The sequence below is a fragment of the Haematobacter sp. genome (genome assembly GCF_032102465.1).
Taxonomy (GTDB): domain Bacteria; phylum Pseudomonadota; class Alphaproteobacteria; order Rhodobacterales; family Rhodobacteraceae; genus Haematobacter.
In genome coordinates, this window is record NZ_DAMDHB010000002.1 from 94,813 (window position 1) to 110,312 (window position 15,500).

The 15,500-nt window shown below is 63.9% G+C and carries 15 protein-coding genes; 7 read left to right on the top strand and 8 right to left on the bottom strand.

Going from position 1 to position 15,500, the window contains the following annotated elements; all coding sequences use genetic code 11:
- Positions 1-4: 4 nt before the first annotated feature.
- Positions 5-1,315: a phenylacetate--CoA ligase PaaK gene (gene paaK, locus RT513_RS02690; protein WP_290689179.1), complete on the top strand. Its 1,311-nt coding sequence runs from the start codon at positions 5-7 to the stop codon at positions 1,313-1,315.
- 66 nt (positions 1,316-1,381) lie between these two features.
- A complete protein-coding gene (locus RT513_RS02695) occupies positions 1,382-1,981 on the top strand; it encodes a TetR/AcrR family transcriptional regulator (protein WP_088214395.1) in 600 nt (199 codons plus the stop codon).
- A 45-nt stretch (positions 1,982-2,026) separates the two neighbouring features.
- Here RT513_RS02695 and paaZ read toward each other — a convergent pair whose 3' ends face one another.
- From paaZ to RT513_RS02735, 8 genes are all read right to left on the bottom strand, one after another.
- The gene (gene paaZ / locus RT513_RS02700; protein WP_290689176.1) at positions 2,027-4,102 is read right to left on the bottom strand and encodes a phenylacetic acid degradation bifunctional protein PaaZ; all 2,076 of its coding nucleotides are present in this window, start codon (positions 4,100-4,102) and stop codon (positions 2,027-2,029) included.
- Positions 4,103-4,149: 47 nt separating this feature from the next.
- Entirely contained in the window at positions 4,150-4,896 is a 747-nt protein-coding gene (locus RT513_RS02705; RefSeq protein WP_290689174.1) for a Phenylacetic acid catabolic protein, read from the bottom strand.
- Positions 4,889-5,965, bottom strand: coding sequence for a 1,2-phenylacetyl-CoA epoxidase subunit PaaE (gene paaE / locus RT513_RS02710; protein ID WP_290689172.1), 1,077 nt, complete (start codon positions 5,963-5,965; stop codon positions 4,889-4,891). The genes RT513_RS02705 and paaE overlap by 8 nt, the downstream gene beginning before the upstream one ends.
- An 18-nt stretch (positions 5,966-5,983) precedes the next feature.
- Positions 5,984-6,508 carry a 1,2-phenylacetyl-CoA epoxidase subunit PaaD gene (gene paaD, locus RT513_RS02715; protein WP_290689170.1) on the bottom strand — a complete coding sequence of 175 codons (525 nt, stop codon included), beginning with the start codon at positions 6,506-6,508 and terminating at the stop codon, positions 5,984-5,986.
- A gap of 4 nt (positions 6,509-6,512) precedes the next feature.
- Positions 6,513-7,301 carry a 1,2-phenylacetyl-CoA epoxidase subunit PaaC gene (gene paaC / locus RT513_RS02720; RefSeq protein WP_290689168.1) on the bottom strand — a complete coding sequence of 263 codons (789 nt, stop codon included), beginning with the start codon at positions 7,299-7,301 and terminating at the stop codon, positions 6,513-6,515.
- Entirely contained in the window at positions 7,301-7,585 is a 285-nt protein-coding gene (gene paaB / locus RT513_RS02725; protein WP_035709888.1) for a 1,2-phenylacetyl-CoA epoxidase subunit PaaB, read from the bottom strand. Before paaB ends, paaC begins: the two co-directional genes overlap by 1 nt.
- Positions 7,586-7,629: 44 nt before the next feature.
- Positions 7,630-8,622, bottom strand: coding sequence for a 1,2-phenylacetyl-CoA epoxidase subunit PaaA (gene paaA, locus RT513_RS02730; protein WP_088214390.1), 993 nt, complete (start codon positions 8,620-8,622; stop codon positions 7,630-7,632).
- A 184-nt stretch (positions 8,623-8,806) separates the two neighbouring features.
- Positions 8,807-9,640 (bottom strand): PaaX family transcriptional regulator C-terminal domain-containing protein, encoded by an 834-nt coding sequence (locus tag RT513_RS02735; RefSeq protein ID WP_290689162.1) that lies wholly within the window; start codon positions 9,638-9,640, stop codon positions 8,807-8,809.
- Positions 9,641-9,942: 302 nt separating this feature from the next.
- On the opposite strand from RT513_RS02735, the gene RT513_RS02740 reads away from it, so the two are divergent.
- From RT513_RS02740 to RT513_RS02760, 5 genes are read left to right on the top strand one after another with little or no spacing between them, the layout of a single operon-like run.
- Entirely contained in the window at positions 9,943-11,007 is a 1,065-nt protein-coding gene (locus tag RT513_RS02740) for an ABC transporter ATP-binding protein (RefSeq protein ID WP_409518392.1), read from the top strand.
- A gap of 3 nt (positions 11,008-11,010) precedes the next feature.
- Positions 11,011-11,919 carry an ABC transporter permease gene (locus tag RT513_RS02745; RefSeq protein ID WP_290689158.1) on the top strand — a complete coding sequence of 303 codons (909 nt, stop codon included), beginning with the start codon at positions 11,011-11,013 and terminating at the stop codon, positions 11,917-11,919.
- Entirely contained in the window at positions 11,912-12,715 is an 804-nt protein-coding gene (locus RT513_RS02750; protein WP_088214387.1) for an ABC transporter permease, read from the top strand. The genes RT513_RS02745 and RT513_RS02750 overlap by 8 nt, the downstream gene beginning before the upstream one ends.
- A gap of 22 nt (positions 12,716-12,737) precedes the next feature.
- Positions 12,738-13,766: an extracellular solute-binding protein gene (locus RT513_RS02755; RefSeq protein WP_290689152.1), complete on the top strand. Its 1,029-nt coding sequence runs from the start codon at positions 12,738-12,740 to the stop codon at positions 13,764-13,766.
- A 16-nt stretch (positions 13,767-13,782) separates the two neighbouring features.
- Complete coding sequence (locus RT513_RS02760) at positions 13,783-15,468, top strand: amidohydrolase (protein WP_290689150.1); 1,686 nt, start codon at positions 13,783-13,785, stop codon at positions 15,466-15,468.
- Positions 15,469-15,500: the final 32 nt, after the last annotated feature.

The following is a 15,500-nucleotide window of genomic DNA, read 5'->3' on the forward strand; positions in this document are numbered from 1 at the left end:
CACCATGGAAGACCTGACCCCTCGCAAAGAGGATCTGGACCCGATCGAAACCGCCTCGCGGGATGAGATCGAGGCCCTTCAGTTCGATCGCATGAAGCGGTCGCTGGCTCATGCCTACGCGAACTCGGCCTTTTACCGCCGCCGGTTCGATGAGGCAGGCGCGCACCCGGATGATCTGCATTCGCTGAAGGATCTGGCGAAATTCCCGTTCACGGTGAAGCAGGAGCTCCGCGATACTTATCCCTTCGGGATGTTCGCGGTCCCGCGGGAGAAGCTCGCCCGGATACACGGCTCGTCCGGCACGACCGGCAAACCCACCGTGGTGGGGTACACGCAAAACGACATCGACGTCTGGGCGGGGCTGATCGCGCGGTCCATCCGTGCGGGCGGCGGGCGGCCGGGTGACATCCTGCACAACGCCTATGGTTACGGCCTGTTCACCGGCGGGCTCGGCGCGCATTACGGCGCGGAGAAGCTGGGCTGCACCGTCGTTCCCATGTCGGGCGGCATGACCGAGCGTCAGGTCACGCTCATCAACGACTTCGAGCCGCGCGTCATCATGGTAACGCCGAGCTACATGCTCTCCATCCTGGACGAGTTCCGCAGGCAGGGTGTCGATCCGCGCAAATCCTCCCTCGCCGTCGGCATCTTCGGCGCGGAACCGTGGACGAACGCCATGCGGAAGGAGATCGAGGATGCCTTCGACATGCATGCCGTGGACATCTATGGCCTGTCGGAGATCATGGGTCCTGGTGTGGCCATGGAATGTGTCGAGACGAAAGATGGGCTGCATTTCTGGGAAGACCATTTCTATCCCGAGATCATCGACCCCGTTACCGGCGCGCCGCTGCCGGACGGCGAAATGGGTGAACTCGTCATCACCACGCTGACCAAGGAGGGGTTGCCCATGGTGCGGTATCGCACGCGCGACCTCACCCGGCTTCTCCCCGGTACGGCGCGGAGCATGCGGCGGATCGAGAAGATCACCGGGCGCTCGGACGACATGATCATTCTGCGCGGGGTCAACGTCTTTCCGACGCAGATCGAGGAGCAGGTGCTGAAATGCCGGGGGCTTGCGCCGCATTTTCAGATCGAACTCACCCGATCCGGCCGGATGGACAATCTTACGGTACATGTGGAATGCATGCCTGATCACGCGGCAGAAGACGCGCGCACGAAATCCGCCAGGGAGCTTGCGCATCACATCAAGTCGATCGTCGGTGTCTCCACCCGGATCGAAGTGCATGACTGCGAGGGTATCTCCCGCTCCGAGGGCAAGGCGAAGCGGGTCATCGACAACCGGCCGAAAAGCTGAAATCAGTCCGCCGACGCTGGGTCGGCGGACTGCTCCGCCTCAGGGCGATGTCAGGAGGGGCGACCCATGGCGCGAACGCGGGCGCAGGATTTTGAGGAAAAGCGGCGCGTGATCCTTGATTGCGCGGCGCAGGTCTTTGCCGAACAAGGCATGGACAAAGCTTCCATGTCTCAGATAGCGGCTCAGGCGCAGGTATCCAAGGCGCTTCTCTATCATTACTATCCGGGCAAGGACGCGCTGATCTTTGCCATCATTGTCACGCATCTGACGGAGCTGGACAGCGTCGTGGCAGAGGCGGACGACCCTGCACTCTCTCCCGATCAACGTCTCCGCCAGCTTGTCGGTTCAGTGCTGGAAGCCTATCGCGGTGCAGATAACGAACACAAGGTGCAGCTCAATGCTGCCTCCACCCTCTCCGAAGCGCAACGAGAGGAAATTCTCATGATCGAACGCCGTATCGTCCGCCGTTTCTCCACCGTCCTCGACCAGTTGAACCCGGAGCTGAAGGACAGGGAAAGACCGCTGCTCACGCCGGTCACAATGTCGCTCTTCGGCATGATGAACTGGATGTACATGTGGTTCCGCGAGGGGGGACGTATCAGCCGCGAGGATTACGCCGACGTGGCGACGACGCTGATCCTTGAAGGGATCCGCGCCGTCCGCTGACAGCCTGTAGAAGGAAGGGCGGGTTCGTCGCCGGACCCTATCCTCTCACTCCGCCGCGTGCGCGGCCGCCATCGGCCAGCTTTTCGCCACCATGGTCAGCACGTCATACTGCGCGACGACCTCTCCCTTCTGGTTGGTGACGCGGCAGTCCCAGCGCACCTCGCCGTGGTCGGCATTGGCGCGCGGATTGATCTCCTTGCATGTCAGACGGACCTGAAGCGTATCGCCAAAATAGACCGGCGTCAGGAAACGGAGGTTGTCCACACCGTAATTGGCAAGGACAGGCCCGGGATTCGGCTCCACGAACAGCCCGGCGGCGAACGAGGCGATAAGATAGCCATGCGCCACCCGGCCATCGAAGAACGGGTTCGCCTTCGCCGCGGCCTCATCCATGTGGGCATAGAACGTATCGCCGGTGAAATCGGCGAAATGCTCCACATCCTCCTGGGTCACCTGCCGGGCAGCGGTGATGAGCTGGTCGCCGATCTGCAGGTCTTCCAGAGACTTGCGGAAGGGATGGATATCGCTCCGCACCTCCGCCCCATCCATCCAGCGCCCGGTGACGACGGAGAGAAGACGGGGCGTCCCCTGCACGGCGGTGCGCTGCATGTAATGCTTCACGCCCCGCATCCCGCCCATTTCCTCGCCACCCCCCGCGCGGCCCGGGCCGCCATGCACCAGCGGCGCGAGCGGCGATCCATGGCCGGTGGAGGTCTTGGCGGAGGCGCGGTTGCCGATGAGGATCCGTCCGTGGAACGGGGCAGCTTCCACAACCGCTGCTTCCGCGACGCGGGGGTCGTCGGTAAAGACGGAAGCGACCAGCGATCCCTTGCCCATGCGGGTAAGGGCCAGCGCCTCGTCCAGATCGTCGTATGGCATGACGGTGGAGACCGGGCCGAATGCCTCGACCTCATGCACCGCAGCGGCGCTGAAGGGCTGGGCTGCATGCAGCAGGACAGGGTTGAGGAAGGCTCCCCTGTCCGCATCGCCCGTTGCCAGCGTGACGGTGTCGGGATCGCCTGCGACGATTTCCGCCACCTTGGAAAGTTCCGCGATCCGGGCGCGCACTTCCTCTCGCTGGGCGAGGCTGGCAAGCGCGCCCATGCGGGTGGCTTCGTCCTCCGGCAGACCGGGCGGCGTCTTGGCGAGCCGCGACCGCAGCGCGTCCACAAGCGCCTCCACCTGACTGCGGGGAGCGATGACCCGCCGGATGGCGGTACATTTCTGCCCCGCCTTGGACGTCATCTCCCGTGCGACCTCTTTCACGAACAGGTCGAACTCCGGCGTGCCCGCGACCGCGTCCGGCCCGAGGACGGAGGCGTTCAGGCTGTCGGCCTCCATGGTGAAGCGCGTGGAATTGCCCACGATGGAGGGATGGGCGCGGAGCGATTGGCCCGTCGCAGCCGATCCGGTGAAGGTCACGACATCCTGCCCGGTCACGTGATCGAGCATATCACCCACCGAGCCGCAGATGAGCTGAAGCGCGCCCTCCGGCAGAAGACCCGTCTCCACGATGCGGCGCACGACAAGTTCCGTGAGATAGGCCGTCTGGCTTGCCGGTTTCACCACGCAGGGCATGCCCGCGATGAGGCTGGGTGCGATCTTTTCCAACATCCCCCAGACGGGAAAGTTGTAAGCGTTGATATGCACCGCGACGCCCTGAAGGGGGGTCAGGATATGCTGGGCGACAAAGCTGCCGTCGCGGGAAAGCCCTTCCACGTCGCCCTCGGTGAGCACGCGGGCATTGGGGAGTTCACGGCGCGCCTTCGAGGCATAGGTCAGCATCGTGCCGATGCCGCCTTCGATATCCACCCATCCATCGGCACGGGTCGCGCCGGTGCGGAAGCTCTCGGTGTAGAACTCCTCCTTCCGCTCCATCAGCGCCATCCCCAACGCACGGAGCATCAGGGCGCGGTCATGGAAGCTCATGGCGCGCAGCCTTGCGCCTGCCTTCCGTCCGTGGTCGAGCACATCGGCAAAGTCGATCCCGGTGGAGTCGATGGTCGCGACCTCCGCCCCGGTGGCTGCATCAAGCAAGGTGGCGCCCGTCTTCTGACCCGGCGCCCATGCGCCGCAGACATAGCTTTCGAGACGGCGCGGGGGCTGGACGGTTGCGGTCATTGGGGTTCCTCAAACGTGGTCTGACAGCGGGTCATCCCCGCACGGGATTACAGGCCGAGATCGGCCAGATGTTGCTTGCTGCACTGCTCCCAGCGGGCGCGCAGCTCCTCATTCGTCTCATGCCGGAGGCCGAAGCGCTGCAATGTCGCGAACCGGTCCGATCCGGCCACTCCGAAGCCCGCTCCGACCCGGGGCCACCAGTAATCCACCGCGACACGCACACCTTCCCGGTCGGAAAGCACGAGCTGCGCAAGGCCCTCCGATCCGAGTTCCCGATGCCGCTTCTCACGCGGGGCGATGGCGCGGAACACCTCGGCCAGCGGCGCATAGGAGAGCCGGGTCAACTCGCCCATCTGGACACCCGTCGCCAAGCCCTGCAACACGTTCATCACCACGGCATCCGTCCAGCCGGTGATCGGATAGTGAAAAACCGAAAGGCGCATATCGCCTTCCTGTCGCGCTTGGCCCAGATCCGCATCGCGCGGCAGACGGGCGGCCCAGTCATGGGTCGTCTCGTAGCGGGCCGCATCGGCGCCGAAGCTGGCCATCACCGCCAGCACCCGCTCCGCATGGTCCGCCTTCTCCAACGTGATGCGGCTTGCGGCGATCCGTGCCTTGATGCCGGGCGCATGATTGATCGACGCAGCGAATCCGGCGGAGGCTGCAAGCTCGCTGTCCACGAAAGAGGACATCAAACGCAGAAGCTCTCCCCGGTAGCGGGCGGGCACGTTGTCAGGTGTCGTCAGCACTCCGCCCTGTGCGAGATACTCTTCTACGGACATCGCATCATTCATCATAGGTCACCACGACGCGGTCGCTGAGCGGCATGGCCTGGCAGGAAAGGACATAGCCCGCGCGGACCTCATAATCCTCCAGCGCATGGTTCACCGCCATTTCCACCTCGCCCTCCAGCACCTTGCAGCGGCAGGTGGAGCATACACCCGCCTTGCAGGCATAGGGCGCGTCCATCTGGGCCGCGATCGCCGCATCGAGGATCGACTGCCCCTGCCGCGGCATCTCGAAGGTCCGGGTCGCCCCGTCGAGCGTCACCGTCGCCTGCGTGCCGGCACCGGGGTTGACCGCCCCGCGTGACACCGCACGGGCCTTGGCCCGGCCCGGTTGTCCGCTGGCGAAAAGCTCGAACTTGATCTGGTCGTCCCGCAGCCCCTGAGCGCGCAGGCTCTCCGCAATGGCCAGCATCATCGGCTCCGGCCCGCAGATGAAGGCGGTGTCTATTGAATCCGCATCAAGCCAGTGGGTGAACAGCCCGCGCATCTTCTCCGCGTCGATCCGGCCGGTGAACAGGTCGATCTCCTGTCCCTCCTGCTCCAGCACATGGATGATGGACAGCCGCCCGAGATAGAGGTTCTTCAGATCCTCCAGCTCCTCCCGGAACATGATCGTGTTGATCTGGCGGTTGGAATAGACCAGCGTGAACCTGGACCCCGGCTCCCGCGCCAGCACCGTCTTGATGATCGACAGCAAAGGGGTGATCCCGGAGCCGCCCGCGAAGCCCAGATACTGGCGGGACGCCCGCGGGTCCAGCTCGGTGAAGAACCGGCCCATGGGCGGCATCGCCTCGATCTGGTCGCCGACGCCCAGCATCTCGTTGGCCCAGGTGGAGAAGGCCCCGCCATCCACCCGCTTGATCCCGACCTTCAGGCAACCCTCGTCGCGCCCCGCGCAGATGGAGTAGCTGCGGCGCAGCTCCTCGCCATCGAAATCATGGCGAAAGGTCAGATACTGGCCCTGCGTGAAGTCGAACAGTGCCCTGTCCTCCTCCCGCGGGCGGAGGGTGACGACAACGGCGTCGCGAGTCTCACGGCGCACATCGGTGACGGTCAACGGATGGAAGCGTGCCATTTGGGTATCCTCGGCATCCTAGATGCACTTGAAGTAATCGAAAGGCTCCAGACAATCCTGGCAGCGATAGCTCGCCTTGCAGGGCGTGGAGCCGAACTGGCTGATCTTCTCGGTCCGGGCGGAGCCGCAGCGGGGGCAGGCAATGGTCAGGTTGCTGCTGCCCGCCAGCCGGGAGATCCGCCCCGCCAGCCGCCCGTCCGCCGCGGTGCCATCGACAGGCGGCGCGATCCCGTAGTCGTGGAGCTTCTGCCGGCCTTCCTCGGTCAGCCAGTCCGTCGTCCAGGGCGGGGACAACTGCCGCTTGAGCCGCACCTGTTCTATGCCCCGGTTCTGCAGTGCCGTCTCGATATCAAGGTTGATGATCGCGGTGGCAGGACAGCCGGAATAGGTGGGCGTGACGGTGACGACTAGGGTTTCGCCCTCCCACGCCACGTCGCGGATGATGCCCAGATCGGTCAGGCTGATGACCGGGATCTCCGGGTCCGGCACTTCGGAAAGCCAGTGCCAGACCTCTGCCAGATCGGGATGCGCAGCGCCGTCCATCGCATCACCAGCGCGCGCCGGGATAGGCGCGTTGCAGAAACTGCATCTCGGCCAGAATGTAGCCCAGATGTTCGCTGTGCAGGCCGCGCTTGCCGCCACGACCCTTCACGCCGTGTTGCCAGACATCGGCAGGCAGGGTCAGCGTGGCCTCGGCCAGCACATCCCGCACCGTGCGGTCCCATGCGTCCTTCAGGCTTGAGGGCAACGGAGCGATGCCCGCCTCCGCAACGTCGCGGTCGAGATCGTCATCCGCAAACATCTCGCCCGTATAGGGATAGAGCAGGTCGAGCGCCTTCTGCATCCGGTCACGGCTTTCCGCGCTGCCATCCCCGAGACGGATCACGAGATCGGCGGAGCGTTCGAGATGATAAGCCACCTCCTTTTCCGCCTTGGCCGCGATTTCCGCCACACGCATGTCGGTCGAGCCCTTCAAGGCGCCCATCAGTTCCAGATGGAATGCGTCGAACAGGAACTGCCGCATCAGGGTCTGGCCGAAGTCGCCATTCGAGCGTTCGACCAGCAAGAGATTGCGGAAGGCACCGGCATCGCGCAGATAGGCCAGATCGTCCGCGCTGCGGCCCTTGCCCTCCACCTCGCCGGCATATTCCAGCCAGAGCTGACACTGACCGATGAGATCGAGCGCCTGGTTAGCGAGCGCGATATCCTCCTCCAGCGCGGGGGCATGGCCGCACCACTCGGAGACCCTGTGTCCGAGGATCAGCGCATTGTCACCGAGCCGCTGAAGCCATTCGGCTAAAGTGGCCCTGCTTACCGTTTCAACCGCGACGCCCATCACATATGCCCGATTTCTTCGGGAATGTCGAAGAAGGTCGGATGACGATAGACCTTGCTGTTCGACGGCTCGAACAGCGGCCCCTTGTCGGACGGCGACGAAGCGGTGATCTCGTTCGAGCGCACGACCCAGATCGAAACGCCTTCGTTGCGCCGGGTATAGACGTCGCGTGCGTTACGGATCGCCATCTCCGCATCGGGCGCATGCAGGCTGCCGACGTGACGGTGATTGAGGCCGTGCTGACCACGGATGAAGATTTCCCACAGGGGCCATTCGCTGGACATGTCTTGCTCCTCCCGGGAGGCTGGATATTCTGGCTGGACGCGGGTTACTCGGCTGCGATGGCAGAGCGCCGCGTTGCGGCCTTGTCCGCATGGGCCATCAGCCCGTCGCGGAACCACGCGCCATCTTCCCACGCCTTCACGCGCGCGCCGAGGCGTTCCGCGTTGCACGGGCCGTTGCCCTGAATGACGGCGAAGAACTCCGACCAGTCCGGCTCGGAGAAATCGTAGCCGCCTTTTTCCTCGTTCCATTTCAGATCGGGATCGGGGACGGTCAGCCCCAGATATTCCGCCTGCGGAACGGTCTGATCGACGAATTTCTGCCGAAGCTCGTCATTCGTGTTCATCTTGATCTTCCACGCCATGGATTGCGCGGAATGCACGCTGTCCTTGTCGGAGGGTCCGAACATCATCAGAGAGGGATACCAGAACCGGTCAAGGGCATCCTGCGCCATCGCCTTCTGCTCCGGCGTGCCGTTCGCCATCTTCATCATGATGTCGTAGCCCTGCCGCTGGTGAAAGGATTCCTCCTTGCAGATGCGGATCATCGCGCGGCTGTAGGGGCCGTAGCTGGTGCGTTGCAGCGGCACCTGATTCATGATCGCCGCCCCATCGACAAGCCAGCCCACCGCACCCATGTCCGCCCATGTCAGCGTGGGATAGTTGAAGATGGAGGAATATTTCATGTTGCCGCTGTGGAGTTTCTCCAGCAGCTCGTCCCGGCTCACGCCAAGCGTCTCAGCGGCGGAGTAGAGATAGAGGCCGTGGCCCGCCTCGTCCTGCACCTTGGCGAGCAGGATGGCCTTGCGCTGAAGCGTGGGCGCGCGGGTGATCCAGTTGCCCTCCGGCAGCTGGCCGACGATCTCAGAATGCGCGTGTTGGCCGATCTGACGGATCAGGGTCTTGCGATACCCGTCCGGCATCCATTCCTTCGGTTCGATCTTTTCCCCGCGGTCGATGCGGTCCTGAAAGGCGAGCTCCTGCGGCGTCATCTCATCACGATGCTTGGAGCCTTCGGATTTCACGAGCTGTGCATACATGGCCTAACCTCCTCCAGAATCGTGCCGCAAACAGTCGGCGACCGCAGACCGGCGAGATCGAATCCCCCTTCGCCAGTCCCCGGATCTTGATACGCCATAACACATCACATGAAAAGCCTTAAAATAGATAATTGTGTGATGTATTGCGGGTCACCGGAACAAGCCACTGAAGGTGATGGATTTTTTAGCTCAATCCGGCAAGTCGCATATCGCTTTCGGGGGTGTGGGCGGGCAGGGGGCCGTCAAGACCTTCAAAGCTCGCGGCGATATGCCGTTCGGCCGCCTCCGAAAGCGCCAGGTAGCTGCGCCGGAACAATGCCCTCGCCGCCGTTCCCCGCCAATCGGCAGGCAACGCCGCGGGCGGCAGGCGCGGATCGCGGAGCAGGACGTTGCGGTAGAGATGCACGAGCAGCAGCCGCGCCACCAGAGATGCCTCATCCGACAGCGCGCCTTTCAGCACCGCATCCAGCAGCACCTCGAACCGGCGGTTGATATCATGATACTGCTCCTGCAAGGCGGAGAGATCCCAGAAGCGTGCCAGTGCCTCCGGGCTGTCCACCGGCGCCGCGCGCAGCAGCAGCGCACCGGGCGGCGGCGCCTGATCCCGGTCGGGCCGAATATAGACAGACCCGCCCATATGACCTAGGCGGAGCCGCTTCGCCTCCACCTCCGCAAGATCGGGGGCATGGAGAACCTGCCATCCGCGCGGAGGCTTCTCGGTCGAATAGAGCAGCCGGGCGGCATGGCCGAACTCCGTCTGGGCCGACGCATCCAGACGGTAATAGCTCCGTCGGCCGGCCCGCTCGCCCGCAAGCTGCCGGGCCGCCACCAGACGGGAGACCGCCGTCCGCACGAGAGATTCATTGATCCCGACGCGCGCGCAGATGTCGATCAGCGTGCCCGTCCAGAGCACTCCGCCACGCGGCACCACCACATCGCCGTAGATCGTGACGATGAACGGAGCAGACCGAAGCTCCACACCGTCCAGCAAGCGTGCTATCGCCTCGTCGCCCTTCATGTTCCTCACCATCCGTTCCCGGTCTCAACCCCTAGCGGAGAGAGCAAATTCTCCGCAAGAGCGGGTTCACGCCGCTTCGGGAGGAAGCACTGCCAGAGTCCCCGCCGGATACGCGCAAAAGCGCGGCGGAAGTATCGGGGTGAAGCGGGATTTCCACCCCGAACGATACAAAAATGTGCAACCTTGCATCGGAGGCGGGGCGACTCCGCTTCCGCGGCCTTTGGGGGCTTGCCAGCCAACAGGCCCTGACCGGAAGATCGGAACATGCGCCGAAACAATGGCCGGATGCGAAAGGCGGGGACGTGACGGAAAAGAGCATGATCACCATCCGGCGCGTCAGCAAGGCATTCGGGCGGGGAGAGGCAAGCGTCCGGGCGCTGGATGATGTGTCGCTCGAGATCGCGCAGGGAGAGTTCTTCACGTTGCTTGGCCCATCCGGCTGCGGCAAAACCACTCTCCTGCGCATGATTGCGGGGTTCGAGATGCCGACGGAGGGAGAGATCTTTCTGGACGGCGCGGCGATCAGCCATCTGCCGCCGAACCGCAGGCCCGTGAATACCGTGTTCCAGAGCTACGCGCTTTTCCCCCATCTCACGGTTGCGGAAAACATCGCCTTCGGTCTGAAGATGCTCGGGCGGTCGCGGGCGGAGCAGCGGCAGCGGACGGAGCGGATGCTGTCGCTTGTCAGGCTTGACTCGCTCGCCGGACGGCGGACCAGCCAGCTCTCGGGCGGCCAGCAGCAACGTGTGGCGCTGGCCCGCGCGCTCGCTCCCGAGCCGAAGGTGCTTCTGCTGGACGAGCCGCTTTCGGCGCTGGATCTGCAGTTGCGGAAGGAGATGCAGGTCGAGCTGAAACGCCTTCAGACGGAAACCGGGATCACCTTCGTCTTCGTCACCCATGACCAGGAGGAAGCGTTGACCATGTCCGACCGTATCGGGGTGATGAGCGCGGGGCGGCTTCAGCAGACAGGCACCCCGCGAGAGGTCTATACCCGCCCGGCAAACCGTTTCGTCGCCGCCTTCATCGGCGAAACCAACCTCCTCCGTGGCATCGCGACGGGTGAAGGCGTCCGGCTGCCGGGTGGCTTTCTGCTCCCCGTCGAAGAGCCCGCGCGGGGGGAGGTCACCCTCACCATTCGCCCCGAACATATCCGGATCGTCGCCCCGGAGGAACAGGGCGCGATCCCAGCGGAGGTTCGCAGCGCGATCTATTTCGGGACGGACACGCATTACCACCTCGCTCTCGCAGACGAAACACCGCTCATCGCACGGGCCCAATCGGCGGTTGACGGTATGTCCGCCCTCCAACCGGGCCAGCAGGTCGGTCTCCGGGTCGCACCCGGCGCGGCCCATGTGCTGGGGGATTGACGAATGAGGGGTGAGACGGAGATGGAGCGGCGCTCCGCTCGGAACGGGTGGTTGCTCTCGCTGCCCGCTCTCGTGGTGCTGCTCTTTGCGGCGGTGGGGCCGTTGTTCATCCTGCTGGTCTATTCCTTCCTGACGCGGAACGATGCGGGCACGGTCACCTGGGCCTTTTCTACCGATGGCTGGGTGTCGGTCCTGTTCACTTATGACATTTTCGATGAGGCCTACCGCCTCGCCGATGCACATCTGGCGATCCTGTGGCGCTCGGTGTGGCTGTCGCTGATGACGACGCTCATTACCTTCGTGCTTGGTTTTCCAACGGCATGGTTCATCGCGACCCGGCCGCCGCAGGCTCGCGCGCTATGGCTGTTTCTCATCACCATACCCTTCTGGACGAACATCCTGATCCGCACGTTCGCGATCAACGAGATCATCCGCAACGAAGGGGTGCTGAACACCGTGCTGCTCCGGCTCGGCGTGATCGAGGCGCCATTGCAGATCATCTATACCGACCTCGCCGTGCTGATCGGGATGGCCTATGTCTATCTTCCGCTGATGGTCCTGCCCCTCTATGCCGCGCTAGACCGGTTCGACATGCGGCTCCTGGAGGCCAGCTACGATCTCTATGCCAGCCGATGGCGCGCCTTGAGAAGCATCGTCCTGCCCATCGTCCGGCCGGGGATCATCGCTGGCTCCATTCTGGTCTTCGTGCCTTCGCTCGGTGCCTATGTCACGCCGCGGGTACTGGGGGGCGGACGCAACATGATGATCGGCAATTTCATCGAACTTCAGTTTCTTCAGGGGCGAAACTGGCCGCTGGGGGCGGCGCTGTCGATGACGCTGCTCCTCATCGTGGCGCTGGCGCTCATGGCCTATATCCGTGCGGCCGGGCAGGGGAGGGATCCGCATGGCTGATGGTCATTTCGACGCCACACGGCTTCCCGGCTTTGCGACCGTGGCCGTGGCTGCCTTTGTCCTGCTTTACCTGCCGATCGTCACTCTGGTGATCTATTCCTTCAACGCCTCGCAATCCGTGGCGATGTGGGGCGGCTTCTCGCTTTCGTGGTACACCCATGCGTGGGAGAACGAGGCGGTTAAGGCGGCGGCGCTGAGGTCGCTCATCATCGCAAGCTTCGCCGCGGTCTTTTCCACCCTTCTCGCCACGATGGCCGCCCTCGGGACGACACGCCGCCGTGCCTTCCGGGGCGAGACGCTGATCTACATGACCATCAACCAACCCCTCATGGTCCCAGAGATCGTGACGGCGGTGGCGCTGATGATCTTCTTCGGTATCCTGAAACTCTGGACGGGCTATCAGGGGCTGGGTTGGCTGATCGCGGCCCATACGGCCTTCTGCATCCCCTTCGCCTACCTGCCGATCCGCGCGCGGCTCGAAGGGATGGACCTTTCGCTGGAGACGGCGGCGGCCGATCTCTATGCGACGCCGTGGCAGACATTCCGATGGGTTACATTGCCCAACCTCGCACCGGGCATACTTGCGGGCGCCATGCTGGCTTTCGTCATTTCGCTCGATGACGTCGTCATAACGGAGTTCGTGAAATCGGGCGGTCAGGATACACTGCCGACCTACATGCTCGGCCAGATGCGACGCGCCTTTACACCGGAGGTGAACGCCATCTCGACGCTGCTGCTCGCGCTGACCGTCGTGCTGCTGACGGCTTTCTTTCTGCTCACACCAAAGAAAAAATAATCGACATCGACGGGAGATCACCATGAAGACCTTGCTCGCCTCCGCAGCCCTGCTCTGCGCGTTGTCAACCACCGGTTACGCGGCGGGTCAGCTGCAGCTTTACAACTGGGGCAACTACACCAACCCTGAATTGCTGAAGAAATTCGAGGATGAAACCGGCATCAAGGTGACGGTCACCGACTATGATTCCAACGATGTGGCAATCGCCAAGGTGGGGGCCGGCGGTTCCGGTTTCGATCTGGTTGTGCCTTCCGCCAACTACGTCCGTTTCTGGGTGGATCGCGGGTTGATCCAGGAGCTTGATCATTCGCGGCTGGCGAATATCGGCAATATCGCTGCCGAATGGCGGGAGGTCGTCTGGGATCCGGGGCGCAAGTTCACCATTCCGTGGCAATGGGGGTCCACCGGGGTCGCGGTGAATACAGGTGTCTATTCGGGGGACATCAACACTTCCGCCATCTTCCTCGACCCTCCGGCAGAACTGGTCGGCAAGGTGAACGTCGTGCCGGAAATGAGCGACGTTCTGGCGCTGGCCACGATGTATGCAGGCGGCGAGCCCTGCTCGGAGGATCCGGCGGTCATGAAGAAGGTGCGCGACACCATTCTCGCCGCCAAGCCGAAGTGGATCTCCATGGACTATGGCGCGACGGAGCGCCTCTCGAACGGTGACTGGGCAGCCTCCGTGAACTGGAACGGCTCCACCATGCGAGCACGGATCAATACGCAGGGAAAGGTCCAGTATGGCTATCCCAAGGAAGGCTATCCGCTATTCATGGATTCCGTCGCGCTGCTGTCGGATGCGAAGAATGTCGATGAGGCCTACAAGTTCCTCGACTTCATCATGGTGCCGGAGAATGCGGCCCTGATCTCCGCCTTTGCGCGCTATGCCAACGGTATCGCCGGATCTGAGGCCTTCATGCCGGAAGACATGAAAACCGCGCCCGAAGTCGTGGTGCCCGAGGCCGCCCGCGCCGCTGGACGGTTCCTGCCGGGCTGCACCGGCAAGGCGCTGGACTATCAGACGGCGATCTGGACGGAGTTGCAGAAGTAACTGCCCGGACGCGCATATGACCGGCTTTACAGGCGCAGCGACGGCGCCCGTCGCTGCAGATCTCATCATAACCAACGCACGCGTCCTGACGATGGATACCGACCGGCCCCGCGCCGAGGCGGTCGCCATCGCGCGGGGTCGTATCCTCGCGGTCGGGCTCGGTGCTGATATCCTGCATCTGCAAGCCCCGGGAACGGAGGTCATCGACGCAGGGGGGCGGACGCTGCTGCCGGGCTTCGTGGAAAGTCACCTGCACCTTCTCCTTGGCGGGCTGGAGCTTGACCGGCTCCACCTCGGCGGGGTGCGCGGGAGGGAGGCGCTCACCGCCGCTTTTCGGTGTTATGCCAGCAAACATCCCCATGCGCCGCTGCTCATGGCGCATGGTGCGACCTACGACATTCTCGATCACCCCGTCACCCGTCACGATCTGGATGCGGTGATCGCGGACCGGCCGGTGGCGATGATGGCGGCGGATCATCATACCGTCTGGGCGAACACCGCCGCTCTGGAGGCCGCGGGCCTGCTTCGCGGCGCCGAGACACCCCCAGGACATGTGATCGTCATGGGGCCGGACGGTCTGGCCACTGGTGAGTTGCGGGAGTTCGAGGCCTTTGGCCCGGTGCTGGATCTGGATGGCACGGGACATCTGCAGCTGGGCATTGCCACGGGCGAGGAACCGGACCCCTGGCCGGATGCCGCCCGCCGGGCCGCCGACAAACAGATCATCGCGGCCGGTCTTGCCCACTGTGCGCGTCATGGGATCACCACGATGGTGAACATGGACGGCAACCGCTACACCCTTACCCTGCTCCGGGAGATGGAGGAAGAGGGGCGGCTTACCGCGCGCGTCGTGGTGCCTTTCCACTTCAAACCGCACATGGACCTCTCTGCGCTGGATCGTGCCAGCACCATGTCCGCCGATTTCAGCGGCGCGTGGCTCCGCTCCGGCTTTGTCAAGATGTTCATGGATGGCGTACTGGAAAGCCGGACCGCATTCCTGCTTCAGGATTACGCGAACCATCCCGGGGAGCGGGGCGAGGCGCTGTTCAGCGCCGAACGCTTTGCGGAAATCTGCAAGGAGATTGACCGCCGGGGTCTTCAGATCGCGGTGCATGCCATCGGTGACGCCGCCGTTCGACGCACAATCGACGGCTACGAAGCGGCGCGACGCGCGAACGGGGCGCGCGACAGCCGCCATCGTATCGAGCATATCGAATTGATCGATACGGTCGATGTGCCACGCCTCGCCGCGAATGGGATAACCGCCAGCCTCCAGCCATCGCACCCGCCGGGGGCGATGGATTTTCCGCTGGCCACGATGGAAGCGGTGATGCCGGCCGCGCTGTGGCGCACTGCCTACCTCTGCCGGACCTTGGCAGAGACAGGTACGCCCCTTGCCTTCGGCTCAGACTGGCCGGTCGCCGATGTCGATGTGCTCCGCAGTCTCAGCGCCCAGGGGTCCCGTGGTCCTTATCCCGCCGGGGTGGATGAGCGTGTGTCGCTCATGGAGGCGCTCCGCGCCTATACCGCGGGCGGCGCCTGGGCGGCCCATCTCGATCACTTGACGGGACGGCTCACGCCCGGCTTCGCCGCTGATCTGGTTCTGCTGGATGCGGATATCGAAGCTTTCGCACCGGAGGAGTACCCCGGCGCAGGCGTCCGGCTTACGATCGCAGGCGGCAGGATCGTCTATCGGGCGTGATGTCCGCCTACGCTGGAAAGTGGCATCGCCCG